Source organism: Streptomyces sp. NPDC029296 (genome assembly GCF_055569255.1).
Window position 1 is genome coordinate 156,737 of record NZ_JBVHXT010000005.1, and the last position, 18,174, is coordinate 174,910.

At 71.6% G+C, this 18,174-nt stretch carries 21 protein-coding genes; 11 read left to right on the top strand and 10 right to left on the bottom strand.

Features of this window, described 5'->3' with window-relative positions; translation table 11 throughout:
* Window positions 1-145: 145 nt before the first annotated feature.
* The 4 genes from ACZ4W9_RS06370 to ACZ4W9_RS06385 form a co-directional block, all read right to left on the bottom strand.
* Window positions 146-718 (bottom strand): Clp protease N-terminal domain-containing protein, encoded by a 573-nt coding sequence (locus tag ACZ4W9_RS06370; protein WP_467933579.1) that lies wholly within the window; start codon window positions 716-718, stop codon window positions 146-148.
* Complete coding sequence (locus tag ACZ4W9_RS06375) at window positions 718-927, bottom strand: helix-turn-helix domain-containing protein (protein ID WP_030339104.1); 210 nt, start codon at window positions 925-927, stop codon at window positions 718-720. The genes ACZ4W9_RS06370 and ACZ4W9_RS06375 overlap by 1 nt, the downstream gene beginning before the upstream one ends.
* Before the next feature lie 114 nt (window positions 928-1,041).
* Window positions 1,042-2,007, bottom strand: coding sequence for a zinc-binding dehydrogenase (locus ACZ4W9_RS06380; protein ID WP_467933580.1), 966 nt, complete (start codon window positions 2,005-2,007; stop codon window positions 1,042-1,044).
* Between the two features lie 238 nt (window positions 2,008-2,245).
* Window positions 2,246-3,469, bottom strand: coding sequence for an NAD(P)-dependent malic enzyme (locus ACZ4W9_RS06385; protein ID WP_467933581.1), 1,224 nt, complete (start codon window positions 3,467-3,469; stop codon window positions 2,246-2,248).
* Between the two features lie 557 nt (window positions 3,470-4,026).
* Here ACZ4W9_RS06385 and ACZ4W9_RS06390 point away from each other — a divergent pair.
* Genes ACZ4W9_RS06390 through ACZ4W9_RS06400 form a run of 3 tightly spaced genes read left to right on the top strand, consistent with a single transcriptional unit; the run spans window position 4,027 to window position 6,761 of the window.
* Complete coding sequence (locus ACZ4W9_RS06390) at window positions 4,027-4,986, top strand: ABC transporter substrate-binding protein (RefSeq protein WP_467933583.1); 960 nt, start codon at window positions 4,027-4,029, stop codon at window positions 4,984-4,986.
* 39 nt (window positions 4,987-5,025) lie between these two features.
* Window positions 5,026-5,958: an amino acid ABC transporter permease gene (locus tag ACZ4W9_RS06395; RefSeq protein ID WP_467933584.1), complete on the top strand. Its 933-nt coding sequence runs from the start codon at window positions 5,026-5,028 to the stop codon at window positions 5,956-5,958.
* A gap of 50 nt (window positions 5,959-6,008) precedes the next feature.
* Window positions 6,009-6,761 (top strand): amino acid ABC transporter ATP-binding protein, encoded by a 753-nt coding sequence (locus ACZ4W9_RS06400; protein WP_467933689.1) that lies wholly within the window; start codon window positions 6,009-6,011, stop codon window positions 6,759-6,761.
* Window positions 6,762-6,815: 54 nt separating this feature from the next.
* Here ACZ4W9_RS06400 and ACZ4W9_RS06405 read toward each other — a convergent pair whose 3' ends face one another.
* On the bottom strand, window positions 6,816-7,574 hold the full coding sequence (locus ACZ4W9_RS06405; protein ID WP_467933585.1) for a class I SAM-dependent methyltransferase: 759 nt from the start codon (window positions 7,572-7,574) through the stop codon (window positions 6,816-6,818).
* Between the two features lie 103 nt (window positions 7,575-7,677).
* On the opposite strand from ACZ4W9_RS06405, the gene ACZ4W9_RS06410 reads away from it, so the two are divergent.
* Window positions 7,678-8,307, top strand: a complete 630-nt coding sequence (locus ACZ4W9_RS06410) for a CGNR zinc finger domain-containing protein (RefSeq protein ID WP_467933587.1) — start codon at window positions 7,678-7,680, stop codon at window positions 8,305-8,307.
* On the opposite strand, the gene sodX is transcribed toward ACZ4W9_RS06410, so the two are convergent.
* The gene (gene sodX / locus ACZ4W9_RS06415) at window positions 8,211-8,645 is read right to left on the bottom strand and encodes a nickel-type superoxide dismutase maturation protease (protein WP_467933690.1); all 435 of its coding nucleotides are present in this window, start codon (window positions 8,643-8,645) and stop codon (window positions 8,211-8,213) included. The genes ACZ4W9_RS06410 and sodX overlap by 97 nt on opposite strands.
* 145 nt (window positions 8,646-8,790) lie before the next feature.
* On the opposite strand from sodX, the gene sodN reads away from it, so the two are divergent.
* From sodN to ACZ4W9_RS06430, 3 genes are all read left to right on the top strand, one after another.
* A complete protein-coding gene (gene sodN, locus ACZ4W9_RS06420) occupies window positions 8,791-9,186 on the top strand; it encodes a superoxide dismutase, Ni (RefSeq protein WP_318201445.1) in 396 nt (131 codons plus the stop codon).
* 126 nt (window positions 9,187-9,312) lie between these two features.
* Window positions 9,313-9,714, top strand: coding sequence for a helix-turn-helix transcriptional regulator (locus ACZ4W9_RS06425; protein WP_467933588.1), 402 nt, complete (start codon window positions 9,313-9,315; stop codon window positions 9,712-9,714).
* A 34-nt stretch (window positions 9,715-9,748) separates the two neighbouring features.
* Window positions 9,749-10,165: a VOC family protein gene (locus ACZ4W9_RS06430; protein WP_467933590.1), complete on the top strand. Its 417-nt coding sequence runs from the start codon at window positions 9,749-9,751 to the stop codon at window positions 10,163-10,165.
* A 31-nt stretch (window positions 10,166-10,196) separates the two neighbouring features.
* Here the strand turns inward: ACZ4W9_RS06430 and ACZ4W9_RS06435 are convergent, their stop codons facing one another.
* From ACZ4W9_RS06435 to ACZ4W9_RS06445, 3 genes are all read right to left on the bottom strand, one after another.
* Window positions 10,197-10,529: a DUF952 domain-containing protein gene (locus ACZ4W9_RS06435; RefSeq protein WP_467933591.1), complete on the bottom strand. Its 333-nt coding sequence runs from the start codon at window positions 10,527-10,529 to the stop codon at window positions 10,197-10,199.
* Window positions 10,530-11,000: 471 nt separating this feature from the next.
* Window positions 11,001-12,140, bottom strand: a complete 1,140-nt coding sequence (locus ACZ4W9_RS06440; protein WP_467933592.1) for a family 2 encapsulin nanocompartment cargo protein polyprenyl transferase — start codon at window positions 12,138-12,140, stop codon at window positions 11,001-11,003.
* Window positions 12,141-12,252: 112 nt separating this feature from the next.
* Window positions 12,253-13,659, bottom strand: a complete 1,407-nt coding sequence (locus ACZ4W9_RS06445; RefSeq protein WP_467933594.1) for a family 2B encapsulin nanocompartment shell protein — start codon at window positions 13,657-13,659, stop codon at window positions 12,253-12,255.
* A 291-nt stretch (window positions 13,660-13,950) separates the two neighbouring features.
* On the opposite strand from ACZ4W9_RS06445, the gene ACZ4W9_RS06450 reads away from it, so the two are divergent.
* Entirely contained in the window at window positions 13,951-14,544 is a 594-nt protein-coding gene (locus tag ACZ4W9_RS06450; protein ID WP_467933595.1) for an N-acetylmuramoyl-L-alanine amidase, read from the top strand.
* A gap of 98 nt (window positions 14,545-14,642) precedes the next feature.
* Window positions 14,643-15,563 (top strand): 1-aminocyclopropane-1-carboxylate deaminase/D-cysteine desulfhydrase, encoded by a 921-nt coding sequence (locus ACZ4W9_RS06455; protein WP_467933596.1) that lies wholly within the window; start codon window positions 14,643-14,645, stop codon window positions 15,561-15,563.
* Here the strand turns inward: ACZ4W9_RS06455 and ACZ4W9_RS06460 are convergent.
* Window positions 15,560-17,143 (bottom strand): Na+/H+ antiporter, encoded by a 1,584-nt coding sequence (locus ACZ4W9_RS06460; RefSeq protein ID WP_467933598.1) that lies wholly within the window; start codon window positions 17,141-17,143, stop codon window positions 15,560-15,562. The genes ACZ4W9_RS06455 and ACZ4W9_RS06460 overlap by 4 nt on opposite strands.
* A 61-nt stretch (window positions 17,144-17,204) precedes the next feature.
* On the opposite strand from ACZ4W9_RS06460, the gene ACZ4W9_RS06465 reads away from it, so the two are divergent.
* On the top strand, window positions 17,205-17,465 hold the full coding sequence (locus ACZ4W9_RS06465) for a UBP-type zinc finger domain-containing protein (protein ID WP_467933599.1): 261 nt from the start codon (window positions 17,205-17,207) through the stop codon (window positions 17,463-17,465).
* A gap of 279 nt (window positions 17,466-17,744) precedes the next feature.
* Window positions 17,745-18,161 (top strand): ATP-binding protein, encoded by a 417-nt coding sequence (locus ACZ4W9_RS06470; RefSeq protein ID WP_030609825.1) that lies wholly within the window; start codon window positions 17,745-17,747, stop codon window positions 18,159-18,161.
* The last annotated feature ends 13 nt before the right edge of the window (window positions 18,162-18,174 follow it).

The window sequence follows — 18,174 nt, forward strand, 5'->3', positions numbered from 1 at the left end:
AGACTCCCGGGCCGCAGGCGAAGCCCCGAAGACCCACCTCCAGCCGCCCGAGTCGGGCGGGCGGACCCGCGGGCAACCCCCGAGGCCAGGGACGGAGCCCCGGCGGACGGGCGCCCCCGGGGGCCGGGGCGGCGCCCCGCGGCGCTCACCCTCCAGTCGAGCGAGTCGGGTGGGCGGGTGGGCAAACCCTCGACACCCCCTCGAACGTCACCCCGAAGTCCGCCAGCACCTCCCCGCCCACCCCCGGAAGTACCGTGAGCGCCAGCAACAGATGCTCACCCCCGACAAACCGCTCCCCCCGCCCGACAGCCACCCGCAACGCCCGCTCCAGCACATCCTTGGCACCCCGGCCGAACCGGGGCCGGCGCCCCGCCCGCCACACCCGCTCCCCCGCGTCCCCGGCCATCGCTCCGACCCCGTGCACCTCCTCCACCCGGGCCACGATCTCCCCCACATCGATCCCCAGCCCCGCGAGCGCCTCCGCCTCGGCCCGGGTCAGCCCCGCCCTCCGCCGCGCCTCGCCCAGGGCCCCCCGCACCGCGTCCCGCGACGGCGCGAGCCCGAGGGCGGACAGCGCGAAGGAGGCCCGGCTTCCCTCGCTGTCGAGCAGGGCCAGCAGCAGATGCTCGGGCCCGACGGTCCGCTCCCCGCCCTGCCGCGCCCGCGCGACCGCTCCCTCGACCACCGCCCGCGCGTCCTTGGTCAACCGCTCGAACATCAACGCCTCCCGTACTTCTTGTGCACGGCCTGCCTGCTGACACCCAGCTCCGCGGCGATCTCCTGCCACGACCAGCCCTGATTGCGCGCGCTGCGCACCTGCACCGCCTCCAGCTGCTCCAGCAGCCGGCGCAGTGCGGCCACGGCCCGCAGCCCGACCCGTGGATCACGGTCACCGGCACGCTCGGCGAGATCGGTTGCCTCACTCATGCTGTCAATGTAGGTTGACACCCCTCATTCGTCAACCACAGTTGACAGTCCGGACACGCGAAAGGCGGGCCCGGCTTCCCGGACCCGCCCTTCACCCCAACGCCCCGGCGAACCTCAGGAGTTGGTGAGCACGATCTTCCCGAACTGATCCCCCGACGCCAGCCGTTCGAATCCCTCACGGGCCCGGTCCAAGGGCAGTTCCTCGTCGATGACGGGCCGCACCCCGGTCGCGGCGCAGAAGGAGAGCAGGTCCTCCAGCTCGTCCTTGGTGCCCATCGTGGAGCCGACGACCTTCAGTTCGAGGAAGAAGATCCGGGTCAGCTCGGCGTGCGAGGGCCGGTCCCCGCTGGTCGCCCCGGAGATGACGAGCGTGCCACCGGGCCGCAGGGACTTCACCGAGTGGGACCAGGTCGCGGCGCCCACGGTCTCGATGACGGCGTCCACCCGCTGCGGCAGCCGGGCCCCCGGCTCCAGCGCCTCCACGGCGCCCAGCTCCACGGCCCGCTTCCGCTTCGCCTCGTCCCGGCTGGTGGCGAAGACGCGCAGCCCGGCCGCCTTGCCGAGGACGATCGCGGCGGTGGCGACACCGCCGCCCGCGCCCTGCACGAGGACCGAGTCGCCGGGCCGCACCCCGGCGTTGGTGAAGAGCATCCGGTACGCGGTCAGCCAGGCCGTCGGCAGACAGGCGGCCTCGGCGAAGGACAGTTCCCTCGGCTTGGGCAGGACGTTCCAGGTCGGCACGGCGACCTGTTCGGCGAAGGTGCCCTGGTAGCGCTCGGTGAGGATGGAGCGCGGCTCACCGGGGCCGACGCCGTGACCGGTCTGGCCGATGACGGAGTGCAGGACGACCTCGTTGCCGTCCGCGTCGACACCGGCGGCATCGCAGCCGAGGATCATCGGCAGCCGGTCCTCCGGGAGGCCGACGCCCCGCAGGGACCAGAGGTCGTGATGGTTGAGGGAAGCGGCGCGCACGGTGATGGTGCTCCAGCCGGGACGGGCCTCGGGAGCCGGACGCTCCCCCAACTCGAGGCCGGTGAGCGGCTGGTCGCGGTCGATTCGGGCGGCGTAGACAGCGAACATGCAGCCGACGATAGGGGCGCGACGCACCCGGCGGAACCAGGCGCCCCTGTGACACATGCCCTCTTGCGCAACGGCACCCGTGCGGCGCACGACCACCGGCGCCCCGCCCGCCGGCCCCCGGGCGGCACGTCCCGGACGGCGACTTCCGGACACCCGGACGGCGCTCACCAGGTCCCCGGACGGGGCGGCGGGCAAGAAAATGGTCCCGCCCTGACGGGCGGGACCATGCGGCGCGACGTCAGCGACGCGCGACACCCGCGGCGCGCGCGGCGGCCGCGACCGCCGCGGTGACCGCCGGGGCGACCCGCTCGTCGAACGGCGACGGGATCACGTAGTCGGCGGCGAGATCGTCACCGACCACCGCGGCCAGCGCCTCCGCGGCGGCGATCTTCATCCCCTCCGTGATCCGCGTGGCCCGCACCTGGAGCGCGCCGGCGAAGATGCCGGGGAAGGCCAGCACGTTGTTGATCTGGTTGGGGAAGTCCGAGCGCCCGGTGGCGACGACCGCCGCGTACTTGTGCGCGACGTCCGGGTGCACCTCGGGGTTCGGGTTGGCCATCGCGAACACGAAGGCGCCCTCCGCCATGGAGGCCACGGCCTCCTCGGGGACCGTACCGCCGGAGACGCCGATGAACACGTCCGCACCCGCGAGGGCGTCCTCCAGCGAGCCGGTGAGGCCGGCCTTGTTGGTGAACCCGGCCAGCTCCCGCTTGACCGCGGTCAGGTCGTCCCGGCCGGCCGAGACCACGCCCTTGCGGTCCGTCACCGCCACGTCCCCGATGCCGGCCTCGACCAGCATCCTGGCGATGGCGACACCGGCCGCGCCGGCGCCCGAGATGACGGCCCGCAGCTGCCCGATCTCGCGTCCGCTCAGCCGCGCCGCGTTGCGCAGCGCCGCGAGCGTCACGACGGCCGTGCCGTGCTGGTCGTCGTGGAAGACCGGGATGTCCAGGCGCTCCTGGAGCCGGCGCTCGATCTCGAAGCACCGGGGAGCCGAGATGTCCTCCAGGTTCACTCCGCCGAAGGAGGGAGCGAGCCGGACGACGGTCTCCACGATGTCGTCGACGTCGGTGCAGTCGAGGGCGATCGGGACCGCGTCCACGCCTCCGAACTGCTTGAACAGGATGGCCTTGCCCTCCATCACGGGGAGGGAGGCCTGGGGACCGATGTCCCCGAGCCCGAGCACGGCCGTACCGTCGGTCACGACGGCGACCACACTGGATTTCCACGTGTAGTCGTTGACCAGCTCCGGCTGTTCCGCGATCGCGGTGCACACGCGCGCGACTCCGGGCGTGTACGCGAGGGAAAGGTCCTCCTTGTCGCGGACCGGCACGGTGGCCTGCACAGCCATCTTGCCGCCGCGGTGCAGCGCGAACACGGGATCGAAGGAATCGAGGGGCTCGGCCCCGCCGTCCTGGTCCGTCGTGTCGTCGCTGCGAGGATTGACGATCTCCGCTGCCACTTTGTCTTACCCCTTAGGTATGCATGGTTTGAGGGTCGACCACTCCTGGTGAGGGGTGGGCGGGCACCGCGTACGGCCCGATTGCTGATACGTACGAGGCCATACGCGACGGGCGCGCCGCACACGCGCCCTGAGCCCCGGATGAGGGGTGTAAAGAACCTTCTTACCGGACGGACGGCGCCCGCGACGAGTCCAATAGGTGCAAGGTCACATCCCGGAACGCGAAGGCGACGCGGGGATGACGGACGGCCGACGGACCGAAATGGCGTGAAATCGCGTACGCGTCACGCGGGGTCGAGCGACCACATCGTGAGACACGATGAAGATTCTCCGGTCGGAGCAGCGCATTCCCGCAGATGGTCCTGCGGCTATGGACCAAGGTTGTACCGACCTGGTGCGGTTCGGGGGCCGCCCGTTATCCGATTTTGACATAACGAGTCCCCTGAATGGCGTAGTCCGAATGGCAAGATGCCGTAAACCCACGAGGTCGCGACACCCGAAGGTGTGTGTTTCCGTCGACCCATCGGCACCTCTTCCCATCCGCCGGAGGAACCACGATGACCGCAAGCTCCACCCGTCGTACCACCGCCGCGCGCTCCCGTCTTGCCGCGGTCGGTGCGATCGCGGTCGCAGGCGCCCTGCTGCTCACCGGCTGCGGTGACCAGACCAAGGACAAGGACAAGGGCTCCGGCAGCGCGTCCACCGGCAGCGCCCCTCTCGCCGACAAGCTCCCGCAGGACATCCGGAGCAAGGGCAAGCTCCGGGTCGGTTCGGACATCGCGTACGCCCCGGTGGAGTACAAGGACGACTCCGGCAAGGTGGTCGGCCTGGACCCGGACCTGGCTCAGGCCCTGGGCAAGCAGCTCGGGGTGACGTTCGAGTTCCAGAACGGCACCTTCGACGCCCTGCTCACCGGTCTGCGCTCGGACCGCTACGACATCGCGATGTCGGCGATGACGGACAACAAGAACCGCCAGGAGGGCGTGGATCCGGACACCGGCAAGCACGTCGGCGAGGGCGTCGACTTCGTCGACTACCTGACGGCCGGTGTCTCCATATACACGCGCAAGGGCGACACCGAGTCCATATCCACCTGGGACGACCTGTGCGGCAAGAAGCTGGCCGTGCAGCGCGGCACCACCTCGGACGACCTGGCCAAGGCGCAGGCCGGGAAGTGTCCGAAGGGCAAGAAGCTCTCCATCGAGGCGTTCGACGACAACCAGCAGGCCCAGACCCGGCTGCGCTCGGGCGGCGCGGACGCGGTGTCCGCCGACTTCCCGGTCGCCGCGTACGCGGTGAAGACCTCCGGCGGCGGCAAGGACTTCGAGCTGGTGGGCGACCAGGTCGAGGCGGCCCCGTACGGCATCGCGGTCTCCAAGAAGGAGACGCGGCTGCGGGACGCCCTCCAGGCGGCGATGGACGCCATCATCAAGAACGGCGAGTACCAGAAGATCCTCGAGAAGTGGGGCGCCCAGGACGGCGCCGTCAAGCAGTCCGTCATCAACGGCGGCAAGTGACCCGCGACCGACAGCAGCGGCCACCGAGAGGCACTATCCGTGACTGACATCGACAAGACGGCGGGTCCGGAGGACACGCCCCCGGCCGGCGCCGAGGCCATCAAGGCCATCCCGGTCCGGCACTACGGACGGTACGTCACCGCCGTCATCGCGATCGCGGTCCTCGTCGCGATCGTCTACGCGTTCGCCCAGGGCAAGATCAACTGGCACGCCGTACCCGACTACTTCTTCGACGACCGGATCATGACCGGTGTCGGCAAGACCCTCCTGCTGACGGTCCTGTCGATGGTGATCGGCATCGTCGGCGGCATCGTCCTGGCGGTGATGCGGCTGTCGAAGAACCCGGTGACCTCGTCCATCGCCTGGTTCTACATCTGGTTCTTCCGCGGCACCCCGGTCCTGGTCCAGCTGTTCCTCTGGTTCAACCTGGGCCTGGTCTTCGAGTACATCAACCTGATGCCGATCTACAAGGACTACTGGTCGAGCTTCATGACGCCGCTGCTGACGGCGTTGCTCGGCCTGGGCCTGAACGAGGCCGCGTACATGGCCGAGATCTGCCGGGCCGGCCTGCTCGCGGTGGACGAGGGCCAGACCGAGGCGGCCCACGCGCTCGGCATGAGCCACGGCAAGACCCTGCGCCGGGTGGTCGTCCCGCAGGCGATGCGGGTGATCGTGCCGCCCACGGGCAACGAAGTGATCAACATGCTGAAGACGACCTCGCTCGTGGCGGCCGTCCAGTTCTCCGAACTCTTCCGCTACGCCCAGGACATCGGCCAGAACTCCGGCGCCCCGGTGGAGATGTACTTCCTCGCCGCGGCCTGGTACCTGATCATGACCTCGGTGCTGAGCGTGGGCCAGTACTACCTGGAGCGGTACTACGCCCGCGGCTCCAGCCGCACCCTCCCCCCGACCCCGTGGCAGAAGGTGAAGAGGCATCTGACGACCTTCTCCAGCAGGAAGGTCACGGCATGACCGACAAGCTGAGCAAGACGCAGGACGCCCGGCCGCGGAACGCGGTCCCGATGGTCAGGGCGGAGGGCGTGCACAAGTCCTTCGGCCAGGTCGAGGTGCTCAAGGGCATCGACCTGGAGGTGAAGCCGGGCGAGGTGTTCTGCCTGATCGGCCCCTCCGGCTCCGGGAAGTCGACCTTCCTGCGCTGCATCAACCACCTGGAGAAGATCAACGCCGGGCGGCTGTACGTCGACGGCGAGCTGGTCGGCTACCGCCAGCAGGGCGACAAGCTGTACGAGCTGCGCGACCGCGAGGTCGCCATGAAGCGCCGCGACATCGGCATGGTCTTCCAGCGCTTCAACCTGTTCCCGCACATGACGGCCGTGGAGAACGTCATGGAGGCGCCGGTCCAGGTGAAGGGCGCGAGCCGCGCCGAGGCCCGGGAGCGCGCGATGCAGCTGCTGGAGCGCGTGGGCCTGGCCGACCGGGCCGGGCACTACCCCTCCCAGCTCTCCGGCGGCCAGCAGCAGCGGGTGGCGATCGCCCGGGCCCTGGCGATGGAGCCGAAACTGATGCTGTTCGACGAGCCGACCTCGGCCCTGGACCCGGAGCTGGTCGGTGACGTCCTGGACGTCATGCGGGACCTCGCCGAGTCCGGCATGACCATGGTCGTCGTCACCCACGAGATGGGCTTCGCCCGCGAGGTGGGCGACAGCCTGGTCTTCATGGACGACGGTGTGGTGGTCGAATCCGGCCACCCCAGGGACGTTCTGACGAACCCGCGGCACGAGCGGACGCAGTCGTTCCTGTCCAAGGTCCTCTGACCCGCGCGTGAGGGGCGGTACGGGTGGCCCGTACCGCCCCTCACTGCTGCCCGCCTACTTCAGCGCGAGCAGCAGCGTGTCCGACGGGGAGCACCACACCGGCCTGGCCTCGGTGAATCCCTTCTCGCGCAGCACGCGCGCGTGCCACCGCGCCGACGGCATGTCCCCGTCCGCGTGCTCGCCGTAGATCTCGAAGCGCCGGGCGGTCGGCCCGGCGAGGACCGGGTCCTGGGCCGCCAGCTGCCACCAGTCGGCCCAGTCCAGGGCGCCGTCCCGCCTGGCCTGTTCCATACGGGCGTGCCGCCGGGCGCGCTCGGCCTCGTTGATCCGGGGCGTGGTCTCGTCGATCATGTGGTCCGCGTTCATGAAGACACCGCCGTCGCGGACCAGCTCCGCGACCCGGCCGTAGAGGACCGCGAGGGGTTCGGCGTGCAGCCAGTGGAGGGCCGTCGCGGTGAGGACGGCGTCGTAGGAGTCGTACGGCAGCCGCGCCGGCCAGTCGGGGTCCTTGAGGTCGGCGGTGACGAGCCGGACGCGGTCGTCGCCGTCGAAGGTGCCGTGCGCGATGGCGAGCAGCGCCGGGTCCAGGTCGACACCGGTGCTGGTGGCCTCCGGGAAGCGGCGCAGCAGCCGGGCGGTGATGCTGCCGGTGCCGCAGGCCAGGTCGAGCACGCGCGGGGCGGGGCCCACGAGCGCCTCGACCATGTCGAGCATGGTCCGGAAGCGCTCCTCGCGGTCCGGCATGTACCACTCCTGCTGCCGGTCCCAGCTCTCCTGCCAGGCCGCCCAGTCGGTCCCGGTACCCGTCGTCATGTGGAACACCGACTCCCCTCGGTTTCGCGTAATACCCTGGAAGCACGACCGGCTCTTACCCGACCGCAGACACGACCCTAAGACGCCCGCGTAAGGACTACAAGTGGAACTGGCCTATTACTCGGATTACGCCGTACGTCTCGTCAACAGCGAGGAGCCGGCCCGGGGCAAGGACACCCTGACCACGGTCGAGGCCGTCCGCGACCTCTTCGGCGTCAACGCGTCGGCCGCCCGCCGCGCCACGGACGCCGACGTCACCCGCTTCCGCTCGGTCCGGGGCCGGCTGCGCGCGGTCTTCGAAGCCGCCGACCAGGGCGACGAGACCCTGGCCGTGGACCTGCTGAACTCACTGCTGCTGGAGTTCCCGGTCAGCCCGCAGATCTCCGGGCACGACCACCGCGACGACGACGGCCGGCCGCTGTGGCACATGCACCTGGCCGACCACCCCTCCAACGCCACCGCTGGCTACGCGGCGATCGCGGCGATGGGCCTCGCCTTCCACCTCACCGAGTATGGCGTCGACCGCCTCGGCCTGTGCCAGGCGCCCCCCTGCCGCAACGCCTACCTGGACACCTCCACCAACCGTTCCCGCCGCTACTGCTCGGACCGCTGCGCCACCCGCGCCAACGTGGCCGCCTACCGGGCCCGCAAGCGCCTGGAGGCCGACCGGTCCGGCAGCAGCGGCCGGGCCGCCGAGAGCGCCCAGCGCAGCAGCGCGAGCGGCGACCGCTGACCGGCGCCCACCGGCCGGAACCGGAACAGCGCCTTGCCCAGGATCAGTTCCTCGGGCACCACCCCGTAGTCCGTGCTGTCCCCGCCCGCGTACGGATTGTCCCCGAGCACCCACCAGCCGCCGTCGCGCCGCTCCACCGCCCGCTTGACCACCAGCAGGTCCTGCTGGAAGGGATGGCGCAGGACCACCACGTCACCGGGCCGCACCGCGCCCCCGTACCGCACCAGCAGCTGGTCCCCGTGGTGCAGCGTGGGCACCATGGACGGGCCGGTCACCTCCGCCAGCCCGAAGGGCGCCGCCGCCCTCCCCCGCTCGGTCTCCTGCGACAGTTCCGGCATCCCCGGCACCTCCCCGGTCCGTTCCTCCACCAGTCTCAGTCTCACCCTGGACTTTTGTCCTAAGCCCTAGGGGGCAGCCGAGAAATCGCGTTCCTCAGGGAGTAATGTCGCACCTGAGAAGACGATCACGAGGAAGGAATGCTCCATGCTTTCCCGCCTGTTTGCCCCCAAGGTCAAGGTCAGCGCCCACTGCGACCTGCCCTGCGGCGTGTACGACCCGGCCCAGGCCCGCATCGAGGCGGAGTCGGTGAAGGCCGTCCAGGAGAAGATGGCCGGCAACGCCGACCCGCACTTCCAGGCCCGCGCCACCGTCATCAAGGAGCAGCGCGCCGAGCTGGCGAAGCACCACGTCTCCGTCCTGTGGAGCGACTATTTCAAGGCCCCGCACTTCGAGAAGTACCCGGAGCTGCACCAGCTGGTCAACGACGCCCTGAAGGCCCTCTCGGCCGCCAAGGCGTCCACCGACCCGGCGACGGGCCAGAAGGCCCTGGACTACATCGAGCAGATCGCCAAGATCTTCTGGGAGACCAAGCAGGCCTGACCGCCCGCCTCTCCCCCGCACCCGGCCCGCGCTACCGCGGGCCGGGTGCGGTGCTTTCCGGCGGGGCGCGGGAACCTCTCGGCGACCTCCCGCCCCGGCCGGGCGGTGCTGTGCGAAGCTGGGCGGGTGAGCGCCCTGGAGGATCTGAGACGGCTGCGGCGCGTGCGCGACCGCATGGACCGGGAGTACGCCGAACCGCTCGACATGACCGAGCTGGCCCGCGACGCCCTGATGTCCCCGGGCCACTTCCAGCGCAGCTTCCGCAAGGCGTTCGGCGAGACGCCGTACGGCTACCTCATGACCCGCCGGATCGAGCGCGCCAAGGCGTTGCTGCGCCGGGGCGACCTCACCGTCACCGAGGTGTGCCTCGCCGTCGGCTGCACCTCCCTCGGTTCCTTCAGCTCCCGCTTCACCGAGCTGGTCGGCGAGACACCGAGCGCCTACCGGGCCCGCGACCACGAGGAGAGCGCGGCGATCCCGCCCTGCGCGGCCCGCAGGCTGACCCGCCCGCGCCGCCGCCCGTACTGAGGCACGGCGCGGCGGCCCGCTCTAGGGTGAGTCCATGAACGTGAAACTCGCGCAGTGCTTCCTCGCGGTGGACGACCACGACAAGGCCATCGCCTTCTACCGCGATGTCCTCGGCATGGAGGTCCGCAACGACGTGGGCTTCGAGGGGATGCGCTGGGTGACCGTGGGCTCCCCGCTCCAGCCGGACGTGGAGATCGTGCTGGAGCCGCCGGACGCGAGCCCGGACGCCTCTCCGGCGGACAAGCAGGCCCTCAACGAACTCCTCGCCAAGGGCCTGCTGCGCGGGGTCATCTTCACCACCCCCGACTGCGACGCGCTGTACGAGCGGGTGCGGGAGGCCGGCGCCGACGTCCTCCAGGAGCCGATGGACCAGCCGTACGGGGTCCGGGACTGCGCCTTCCGGGACCCGGCGGGCAACCAGCTCCGCTTCATCGAACGCCCGGCGTCCTGACGCGGCGGCCGGACCGGGGCCGCGGCGCGGCTCAGCTCCAGGGCTCCACGTCCACCACGGCCTCTACCGGCAGCGGACCGTACAGGTGCGGGAACTCCTCCCCGCCCGGCGCGGCGGACTCGTAGCGCACCGGCGCCCCGGCCCGGGCCGGGTCCACGACGAGGACGACCAGCTCGTCCGGGCCGTCGTAGCCGCCGTAGAGGAACGCGGCGACGCCCGGAAGCTGCTCACGGCTGGAGAAGTGGATGAAGCCCTCCTCCTCAAGGGTGCGGCCCCGCGTGGACCGTTCGTAGACACCGCGCTCGCGCGCCGCTTCCCACAGGGAGCGTTCGGTGATGTGGAGGATGTACGGCAGTTTCGGCATGCGCCCACGCTACGGCGTCCCCCGCCACCGGCCGCCTGGTGCACGGCCTCCCGGCCGCCCGGGCGCGCGGCCGCCGTCGTCCCCCGCGCCGGCGGACCGGTCGGGGCCGGAAGCCGGGCCCCGAACGGGTTCGGCGGACCGGTTCGTGCCGGGGCCGCCCGAGTCGGTGTACGCCCCGCAGCCGGGGTTGTGACACGGGCCGGGGCCCCAGACCGGCACCCAGGCGCCCAGCGTCTTGTGCCGCTTGACGACGCTCTCCACCGGCTGTCCGCAGACCGGACAGACGGGTTCCTCGCTGCCCATGACCTCAGCGTAGGCGGCATCGTCGTATCCCGCCCCACGGGAAGCGGTGGCCCCGCACACTGTGGGGGTGTGCGGGGCCGCCTGCCGAAGCCCCCGACGGCCGTGCGGGGTCAGGAGCCACACGGGCCCGGGAACTCCGGGTTCTCCTCGGCCGCCGGGCGGCGGCCCTCAGTTGGTGCGCCGGGTGACGAACTCGGCGAGCGCCAGCAGGCCGCCCGCCGCCTCGGGGTCGGGGACCGCGCGGGCCAGTTCCTGCATGGCCCGGGCCATTCGGTCTGCCGCCTCGGCCTGCGCCCAGTCCCGGCCGCCGGCCCGCTCCACCGCCAGTGCCGTACGCGCGATCTCCCCGGCCTCCGCCTCGTCGCCGAGGTACGGCTTGCCGTACAGCGCGGCCAGCTCGGACGCCCCCGGCGTGCCGGAGGTGAGTGCCGCCACCACCGGCAGGGACTTCTTGCGGGCGGCGAGATCCGCGCCGGCCGGCTTGCCGGTGTGCCGCGGGTCTCCCCATATGCCGATCACGTCGTCGATCAGCTGGAACGCGAGCCCGGCCTGGCGGCCGAAGCCGTCCAGCGCGGCCACCTCCTCCGCGCCGGCTCCCGCGTACAGCGCGCCGACCGCGCAGGCGCAGCCCAGCAGTGCGCCGGTCTTGGCCTCGGCCATGGTGAGCACCTCGTCCAGGGTCACCGCGTCCGGGGCGCGCTGCTCCAGATCGGTGTCGGCGTGCTGGCCCTCGCACAGCTCCACCACACAGGCCGCGAGCCGGGCCGCGGCCCGGACGGAGGCCGGGTGCGGGTCCTCGGCGAGCAGCCGCAGGGCCAGCGCCTGGAGGGCGTCCCCGGCCAGGATCGCGTCGGTGTCCCCGAACACGGTCCAGGCCGTCGGCCGGTGTCTGCGGGTGGTGTCCCGGTCCATCACGTCGTCGTGCAACAGCGTGAAGTTGTGGACCAGTTCGACCGCGGCGGCGGCCCGGACCGCCGCCGCCCGGGCCGCCGGCCCGCCGAGCGCCGCGGCCGCCGCCAGCACGAGCGCCGGTCTGATCGCCTTGCCCGCGTTGCCCGCCGCCGGTGTGCCGTCGGCGTGCTGCCAGCCGAAGTGGTAGAGCCCGATCCGGCGCATGGCGCCCGGCAGCGACTCCACGGCCGCGCGCAGCTCCGGATAGACCAGGGCCCGGGTGCGCTCCAGCTGCGCCAGCGCCTCCTGCCCGTCGAGCGGACCGGCGGCCCCGGTCGGCTCCCGGGGCTCCCCCGCCGTGCCGGCATCCGGCACACCGGGGGCACGCTCGTCGGTCTCCGTCATGTACTCGGCCATGCCTCCCCCTCGCCAGGTCCGGGCGAGCCGATGTCACCGGGCCGCCCGGACGCGTTCCCCGAGGGCCTACCCGTCCCGGCGGCCGGAGACACGGCCGCTACGTGCGGAAACGTCACCTCCACCGGCCGATCTCGACGTTCTCCAGGACACCGAGCGCGTCGGGCACCAGAACGGCGGCCGAGTAGTACGCCGTCACCAGGTACTTGATGATCGCCTGTTCGTTGATGCCCATGAAGCGCACGGACAGGCTCGGTTCGATCTCGTCCGGGATGCCGGACTGCCGCAGACCGATCACGCCCTGCTCGGACTCGCCGGTACGCATGGCGATGATGGAGGTCGTACGGGCCGCGCTGATCGGGATCTTGTTGCTCGGGTAGATCGGCACCCCGCGCCAGGTGGGGATGCGATGGCCCCCGATGTCGATCGTCTCCGGGACCAGGCCCCGCTTGTTCAGCTCGCGGCCGAACGCGGCGATCGCGCGCGGGTGGGCCAGAAACAGCTTGGTGCCCCGGCGGCGGCTGAGCAGCTCGTCCAGGTCGTCGGGGCTGGGCGCACCGTCGTGCGGCTGGATCCGCTGGTCGTACTCGCAGTTGCTGAGCAGACCGAACCCGGGGTTGTTGATCAGCTCGTGTTCCTGGCGCTCCTTCAGCGCCTCGACCGTGAGCCGCAGCTGCTGCTCGGTCTGGTTCATCGGCTGGTTGTAGAGGTCGGCCACGCGCGAGTGGATGCGCAGGACGGTCTGGGCGATGCTCAGTTCGTACTCGCGGGGCCGCGGCTCGTAGTCCACGAAGGTGTGCGGGATGTCGGGCTCACCGGAGTGGCCGGCCGCCAGCTCGACCTCCTTCTCGCCGTACCTGTTGGTCCGCTGCCGGGGGATCGAGCGCAGCCGTTCGAGGTGGGCGCGCAGCGAGTCGGAGCGCTCCGCGACCTGCTGGAAGTCCTGCCGGCTGAGGACCAGCACCGTGGTCGCGGTGTCCGCGCGGACGGTGTACTCCCAGATGGCCTCCGGGTCGAGCAGCGCCTGGTCGCCGAAGTAGGCGCCGTCGGCGAGGACCCCGAGGACGGCGTCGTCGCCGTAGGGACCCGTGCCGACCTTCTCCACCCGGCCGTGGGCGAGCAGGTACACCTCGTCGGTCCGGTGGCCGAAGTCGGCGATCACCTCACCGGGCGCGATCTCGCGCTGCCGGCAGCGCCGGGCCAGTTCCGTGAGCACCTCCTCGTCCTCGTACGACCGCAGGGCCGGCAGCTCGCCCAATTCGTTCGGGATGACCTCGACCTGGTCCCCGGTCTTCACGAAGGTGATGCGGCCGTCGCCGACGGAGTAGGTCAGCCGCCGGTTCACCCGGTAGGTGCCGCCCCGGACGTCGACCCAGGGAAGCGTGCGCAGCAGCCAGCGGGAGCTGATCTCCTGCATCTGCGGAACGGACTTGGTCGTGGTGGCCAGGTTCCGCGCTGCCGCCGTCCCGAGGGACTGCTGCGGCCTGTCCGGATCGGTGCGGACCTCTTCGCCTACCGACATAAAGTAATTGCCCTCCCATGTATGCCCGGTGCCGCAGTGCACCGGGCACCGGTCTCACGTCCGACCCTCCCAGCACGCGGTGTGTCCGCGCCATTACCCGAAAGAGCGGGAATGGATCATCGGATTACTGGGCACAAAGAGGGACTTCGCTCCGGCTCCCACGGCTTCCGCCGCTGTCCGGATCGGCTCGCACACCGTACGAACGATGTGTTCCGGGTCGTCCGGTTTCGGTAGAAGCAGGCAGGACATCCGGCCGCGTGGCCGGACGGGCACGGCACGAAGGAGTCGGGCATGGCCCCACCCATGTCGGCGAGCGAATTCCTGGACGCGCTCCGGGACGAGGGCGTGACGGTCGTCGAGGTCGGCGACTGGCCGGAACACAACCGGGACCACAAGGGCCCCTGGGGGCCCGTGCACGGTGTGATGATCCACCACACGGTGACCCAGGGCAGCGAGCGGACGGTGGAGCTGTGCCGCGACGGCCACCCGGACCTGCCGGGCCCGCTGTGCCACGGCGTGATCACCAAGGACGGCCGGGTCCACCTGGTCGGCTACGGCCGCACCAACCACGCCGGGCTCGGCGACGACGAGGTGCTGCGGGCGGTGATCGCGGAGAAGGGGCTGCCGCCGGACAACGAGGCGAACACCGACGGCAACCGGCACTTCTACGGCTTCGAGTGCGAGAACCTCGGCGACGGGGAGGACCCGTGGCCGGACGAGCAGTTGGAGGCGATCGTCCGGGCGTCCGCGGCGCTGTGCCGCCGCCACGGCTGGACGCAACGGTCGGTCATCGGCCACCTGGAGTGGCAGCCGGGGAAGGTGGATCCACGGGGGTTCACGATGCGCTCGCTCAGGCAGCGGGTGCGGGAACGGCTGAAGGACTAGCACCCGGGGGCGCGCCGGCCGCGGGTCCGCCGCCGCTCCCCGTGCCGCCGGGCCGAAGGCGGGTGCGCCCGGCCACCCGCCCCGGCGACAATGGAGCCGTGACCAGCCCCGTCCCGCTCGCTCCCCGCCTTCCCTCGCCCCTCCAGGAGGTGCGGGACGGCCGGTTCGAACGCCGTGGGCTCCGGCTGCTGCTCAAGCGGGACGATCTCGTCCACCCCCACCTCGTCGGCAACAAGTGGCGCAAGCTGGTGCCGAACATCGCGGCGGCCGGCGGCCGGCCCCTGGTCACCTTCGGCGGGGCCTACTCCAACCACCTGCGGGCCACCGCCGCCGCCGGCCGGCTGCTGGGCCTGCCCACCACGGGCGTGGTGCGCGGCCAGGAGCTGGCCGGCCGCCCGCTCAACCCGTCCCTGGCCCGGTGCGCGGCCGACGGCATGCGGCTGCACTTCGTCGACAGATCGACGTACCGCCGCAAAACCGAGCCGGAGACCCTGGCCGGGATCCTGCGCGCGGCCGGCGCCGAGGGGGCGTACGTCGTGCCCGAGGGCGGCAGCAACGCCGAGGCGGTGCGCGGCTGCCGGGCGCTGGGCGCGGAGCTGTGCGGCCGGGCCGGGGTCGTCGCGGTCGCGTGCGGCACCGGCGGCACCCTCGCCGGTCTCGCCGCCGGTCTGGCGGCCGGGGAGCGTGCGCTCGGCATACCGGTCCTGAAGGGCGGCTTCCTGGAAGCCGACGTACAGGCCCTGCAGGAACGTGCCTTCGGCGCCCGTACCGGCGACTGGTCCCTGGACGACCGCTTCCACTGCGGCGGGTACGCGCGCACGACGCCCGAACTGGAGGCTTTCGCCCGTGACTTCGAGCAGCGGCACGGGCTGCCGGTGGAACGTCTCTATGTCGCCAAGTTGCTGTACGGACTTGTCGCCCTCGCCGACGAGGGCGCCTTCGCGCGCGGGAGCACGATCGCCGCCGTCGTCACCGGGCGGCCGTTCCCGGAGCCCGCGGCGACCGGGCCGGAACGCTAACCGGCCTCCCTGAAGGCGGCCGCCTCCTCCAGGTCCAGGCGCCGGAGCAGGGCGCGCAGCATCTCGTCGTCGATGTGGCGGTGGTCGCGGAGCCGGACGAAGACCTCGCGTTCGGCGCTGATCATCTCCCGGGACAGCCGGCGGTAGGTGTCGTCCACGGACTCGCCGGTGACCGGGTTGACCTGGCCGAGCCGCTCCCAGACGGCGTTGCGGCGGCGCTCCAGGACGATCCGCAGCCGGTCGACCAGCGGCGGCGGCAGCGCGTTGCGCTCGTCGGAGAGGAGGTCGTCGAGCCGGGCCTCGGCGGCCCGTGAGGCCTGCGCCTGGGCGTTGGCCTCGGCGAGGGTCTCGGCCTGCCGGTCGCGGCCGGGGAACCTCAGCAGGCGGATGAGCGGCGGCAGTGTCACGCCCTGCACCACGAGCGTGCCGATGACGGTGGTGAAGGTCAGGAAGAGGATCAGGTTGCGGGGGCCGTCGGCCATGGTCGACGGGATGGCGAAGGCGATGGCCAGGGACACCACCCCGCGCATGCCCGCCCACGAGGTGACCATCGCGCCCCGCCAGGCGGGGTTCTCCTCCCGCGCGCGGATCCGCGCCGACAGCAGCCGGGGCAGGAAGGTGGCCGGGTAGACCCAGACGAACCGGGCCACCACGACGACCAGGAAGACGGCGACCGCGTACCACGCCGCGGCGGGACCCTCGTACTCCCCGAGCCGCTTGAGGACGATCGGCAACTGGAGGCCGATCAGGGCGAACACCGCCGACTCCAGGACGAAGGCGACCATCTTCCACACCGCCTCCTCCTGGAGCCGGGTGGCGAAGTCGACCTCCCAGGCGCGGTGGCCGAGGTAGAGGGCGACGACCACGACGGCGAGCACACCGGAGGCGTGCGCCTGCTCGGCGACCCCGTAGGCGACGAACGGGATCAGCAGCGACAGCGTGTTCTGCAGCAGGGGTTCGGTGAGGTGGGTGCGCAGCCAGTGCAGGGGCGCCATGAGGACCAGACCGATCCCGACCCCGCCGACCGCGGCGAGCGCGAACTCGCCGATGCCGCCCGCCCAGGTGGCGCCCTCGCCGACGGCGGCGCCGAGCGCCACCTTGTAGGCGGTGATCGCGGTGGCGTCGTTCAGCAGGGACTCGCCCTGGAGGATCGTGGTGATCCGGGAGGGCAGGCCGACCCGGCGCGCGACCGCCGTGGCGGCCACCGCGTCCGGGGGCGCCACCACCGCGCCCAGCACCAGCGCGGCGGGCAGCGGCAGCCCGGGGACGATCGCGTAGGCGGCCCAGCCGACGACGACGGTCGCGAAGAGGACGTAGCCGACCGAGAGCAGCGCCACCGGCCGCAGTTGCGCCCGCAGGTCGAGGTAGGAACTGTCGCTCGCCGAGGTGTACAGCAGCGGGGGCAGCAGCAGCGGCAGGACGACATGCGGATCCAGGGTGTACGACGGCACGCCGGGGATGTAGGAGACCGCGAGGCCGACGGCGACCAGCAGCAGCGGAGCCGGCGCGGGGGTGCGCCGGGCGGCCGCGGCCACCGCCGCGCTGCCCGCCACCAGCAACAGCAGGGGCATTACGTCCAAGGTCCTCGCCCACCCTCTTTTTCCGCGCGGTCATCCGCACACAAGTCGTAATCTGGCAATCATGAAACAGTGCACGCACGCCGACGCGCTGCCGCACCCGGAACCGGATCCGCTCGCCGGGACGTGCCCGGAGTGCCTGCGGGACGGCACCCACCCGGTGCAGCTGCGGCTGTGCCTCACCTGCGGTCATGTCGGCTGCTGCGACTCCTCGCCGGGACGGCACGCGACGGAGCACTACGCGCGCACCGGGCATCCGGTGATGCGGACCTTCGAACCCGGCGAGGACTGGCGGTGGTGCTTCGTGGACCACGTGCTCGTATGACCCGCGCTCGTGTGACACTGCTTGTGGCGGCTTCCGCACGACGGTTCGAGCGTCTGACGTCTGGGTACGTCAATCCGGCGCGCGCTCTTCCCATTTGGGCCCACTCACCCTCTAGACACGGAGCGTATCCGGAGCTTTACTGTGAGTGACACCAGGGGGTTGGGGTCCCGGGGACAGGAATGTTCGGAGCGCGATAGCGTCACCGCTTGAATCACGTACGCGTTACCCCGGGGGGCGACTCTCGGCCCCCGTAAAGCTTGTACCACCATGGAGGTGAGGGTGTCCCAGATCGCAGGCGAGCCCGCGGCGAACCAGGACTTCGTGGAAGTCCGGCTGCCGGCTGCGGGTGCCTACCTGTCGGTGCTGCGGACGGCCACGGCCGGTCTGGCGGCCCGCTTGGACTTCACCCTGGACGAAATCGAGGATCTGCGCATCGCCGTGGACGAGGCCTGCGCGATCCTGCTCCAGCAGGCCGTGCCCGGCTCGGTGCTCAGCTGTGTCTTCCGCCTCGTCGACGACTCGCTGGAAGTGACGGTGTCGGCGCCGACCACGGACGGCCATGCCCCCTCGCGGGACACGTTCGCCTGGACCGTGCTGTCGGCCCTCGCGGGCAAGGTCTCGTCCGCCGTGGACGAGGACAAGACGGTGTCGATCAGTCTCTACAAACAGCGTGGCGTCGGCCCCGGGCCGGCGTGAGGAACGGGGACGG

What these genes read in the sequence shown, in the direction of transcription:
- sodX (WP_467933690.1), bottom strand. Translation starts at nt 8,645, where the DNA reads ATGCCGGAACTGTCGCAGGAGACCGAGCGGGGGAGGGCGGCGGCGCCC.
- ACZ4W9_RS06445 (WP_467933594.1), bottom strand. Translation starts at nt 13,659, where the DNA reads ATGTCGGTAGGCGAAGAGGTCCGCACCGATCCGGACAGGCCGCAGCAG.
- ACZ4W9_RS06435 (WP_467933591.1), bottom strand. Translation starts at nt 10,529, where the DNA reads ATGCCGAAACTGCCGTACATCCTCCACATCACCGAACGCTCCCTGTGG.
- ACZ4W9_RS06450 (WP_467933595.1), top strand. Translation starts at nt 13,951, where the DNA reads ATGGCCCCACCCATGTCGGCGAGCGAATTCCTGGACGCGCTCCGGGAC.
- sodN (WP_318201445.1), top strand. Translation starts at nt 8,791, where the DNA reads ATGCTTTCCCGCCTGTTTGCCCCCAAGGTCAAGGTCAGCGCCCACTGC.
- ACZ4W9_RS06465 (WP_467933599.1), top strand. Translation starts at nt 17,205, where the DNA reads ATGAAACAGTGCACGCACGCCGACGCGCTGCCGCACCCGGAACCGGAT.
- ACZ4W9_RS06390 (WP_467933583.1), top strand. Translation starts at nt 4,027, where the DNA reads ATGACCGCAAGCTCCACCCGTCGTACCACCGCCGCGCGCTCCCGTCTT.
- ACZ4W9_RS06400 (WP_467933689.1), top strand. Translation starts at nt 6,009, where the DNA reads ATGGTCAGGGCGGAGGGCGTGCACAAGTCCTTCGGCCAGGTCGAGGTG.
- ACZ4W9_RS06405 (WP_467933585.1), bottom strand. Translation starts at nt 7,574, where the DNA reads ATGACGACGGGTACCGGGACCGACTGGGCGGCCTGGCAGGAGAGCTGG.
- ACZ4W9_RS06440 (WP_467933592.1), bottom strand. Translation starts at nt 12,140, where the DNA reads ATGGCCGAGTACATGACGGAGACCGACGAGCGTGCCCCCGGTGTGCCG.
- ACZ4W9_RS06370 (WP_467933579.1), bottom strand. Translation starts at nt 718, where the DNA reads ATGTTCGAGCGGTTGACCAAGGACGCGCGGGCGGTGGTCGAGGGAGCG.
- ACZ4W9_RS06380 (WP_467933580.1), bottom strand. Translation starts at nt 2,007, where the DNA reads ATGTTCGCTGTCTACGCCGCCCGAATCGACCGCGACCAGCCGCTCACC.
- ACZ4W9_RS06375 (WP_030339104.1), bottom strand. Translation starts at nt 927, where the DNA reads ATGAGTGAGGCAACCGATCTCGCCGAGCGTGCCGGTGACCGTGATCCA.
- ACZ4W9_RS06430 (WP_467933590.1), top strand. Translation starts at nt 9,749, where the DNA reads ATGAACGTGAAACTCGCGCAGTGCTTCCTCGCGGTGGACGACCACGAC.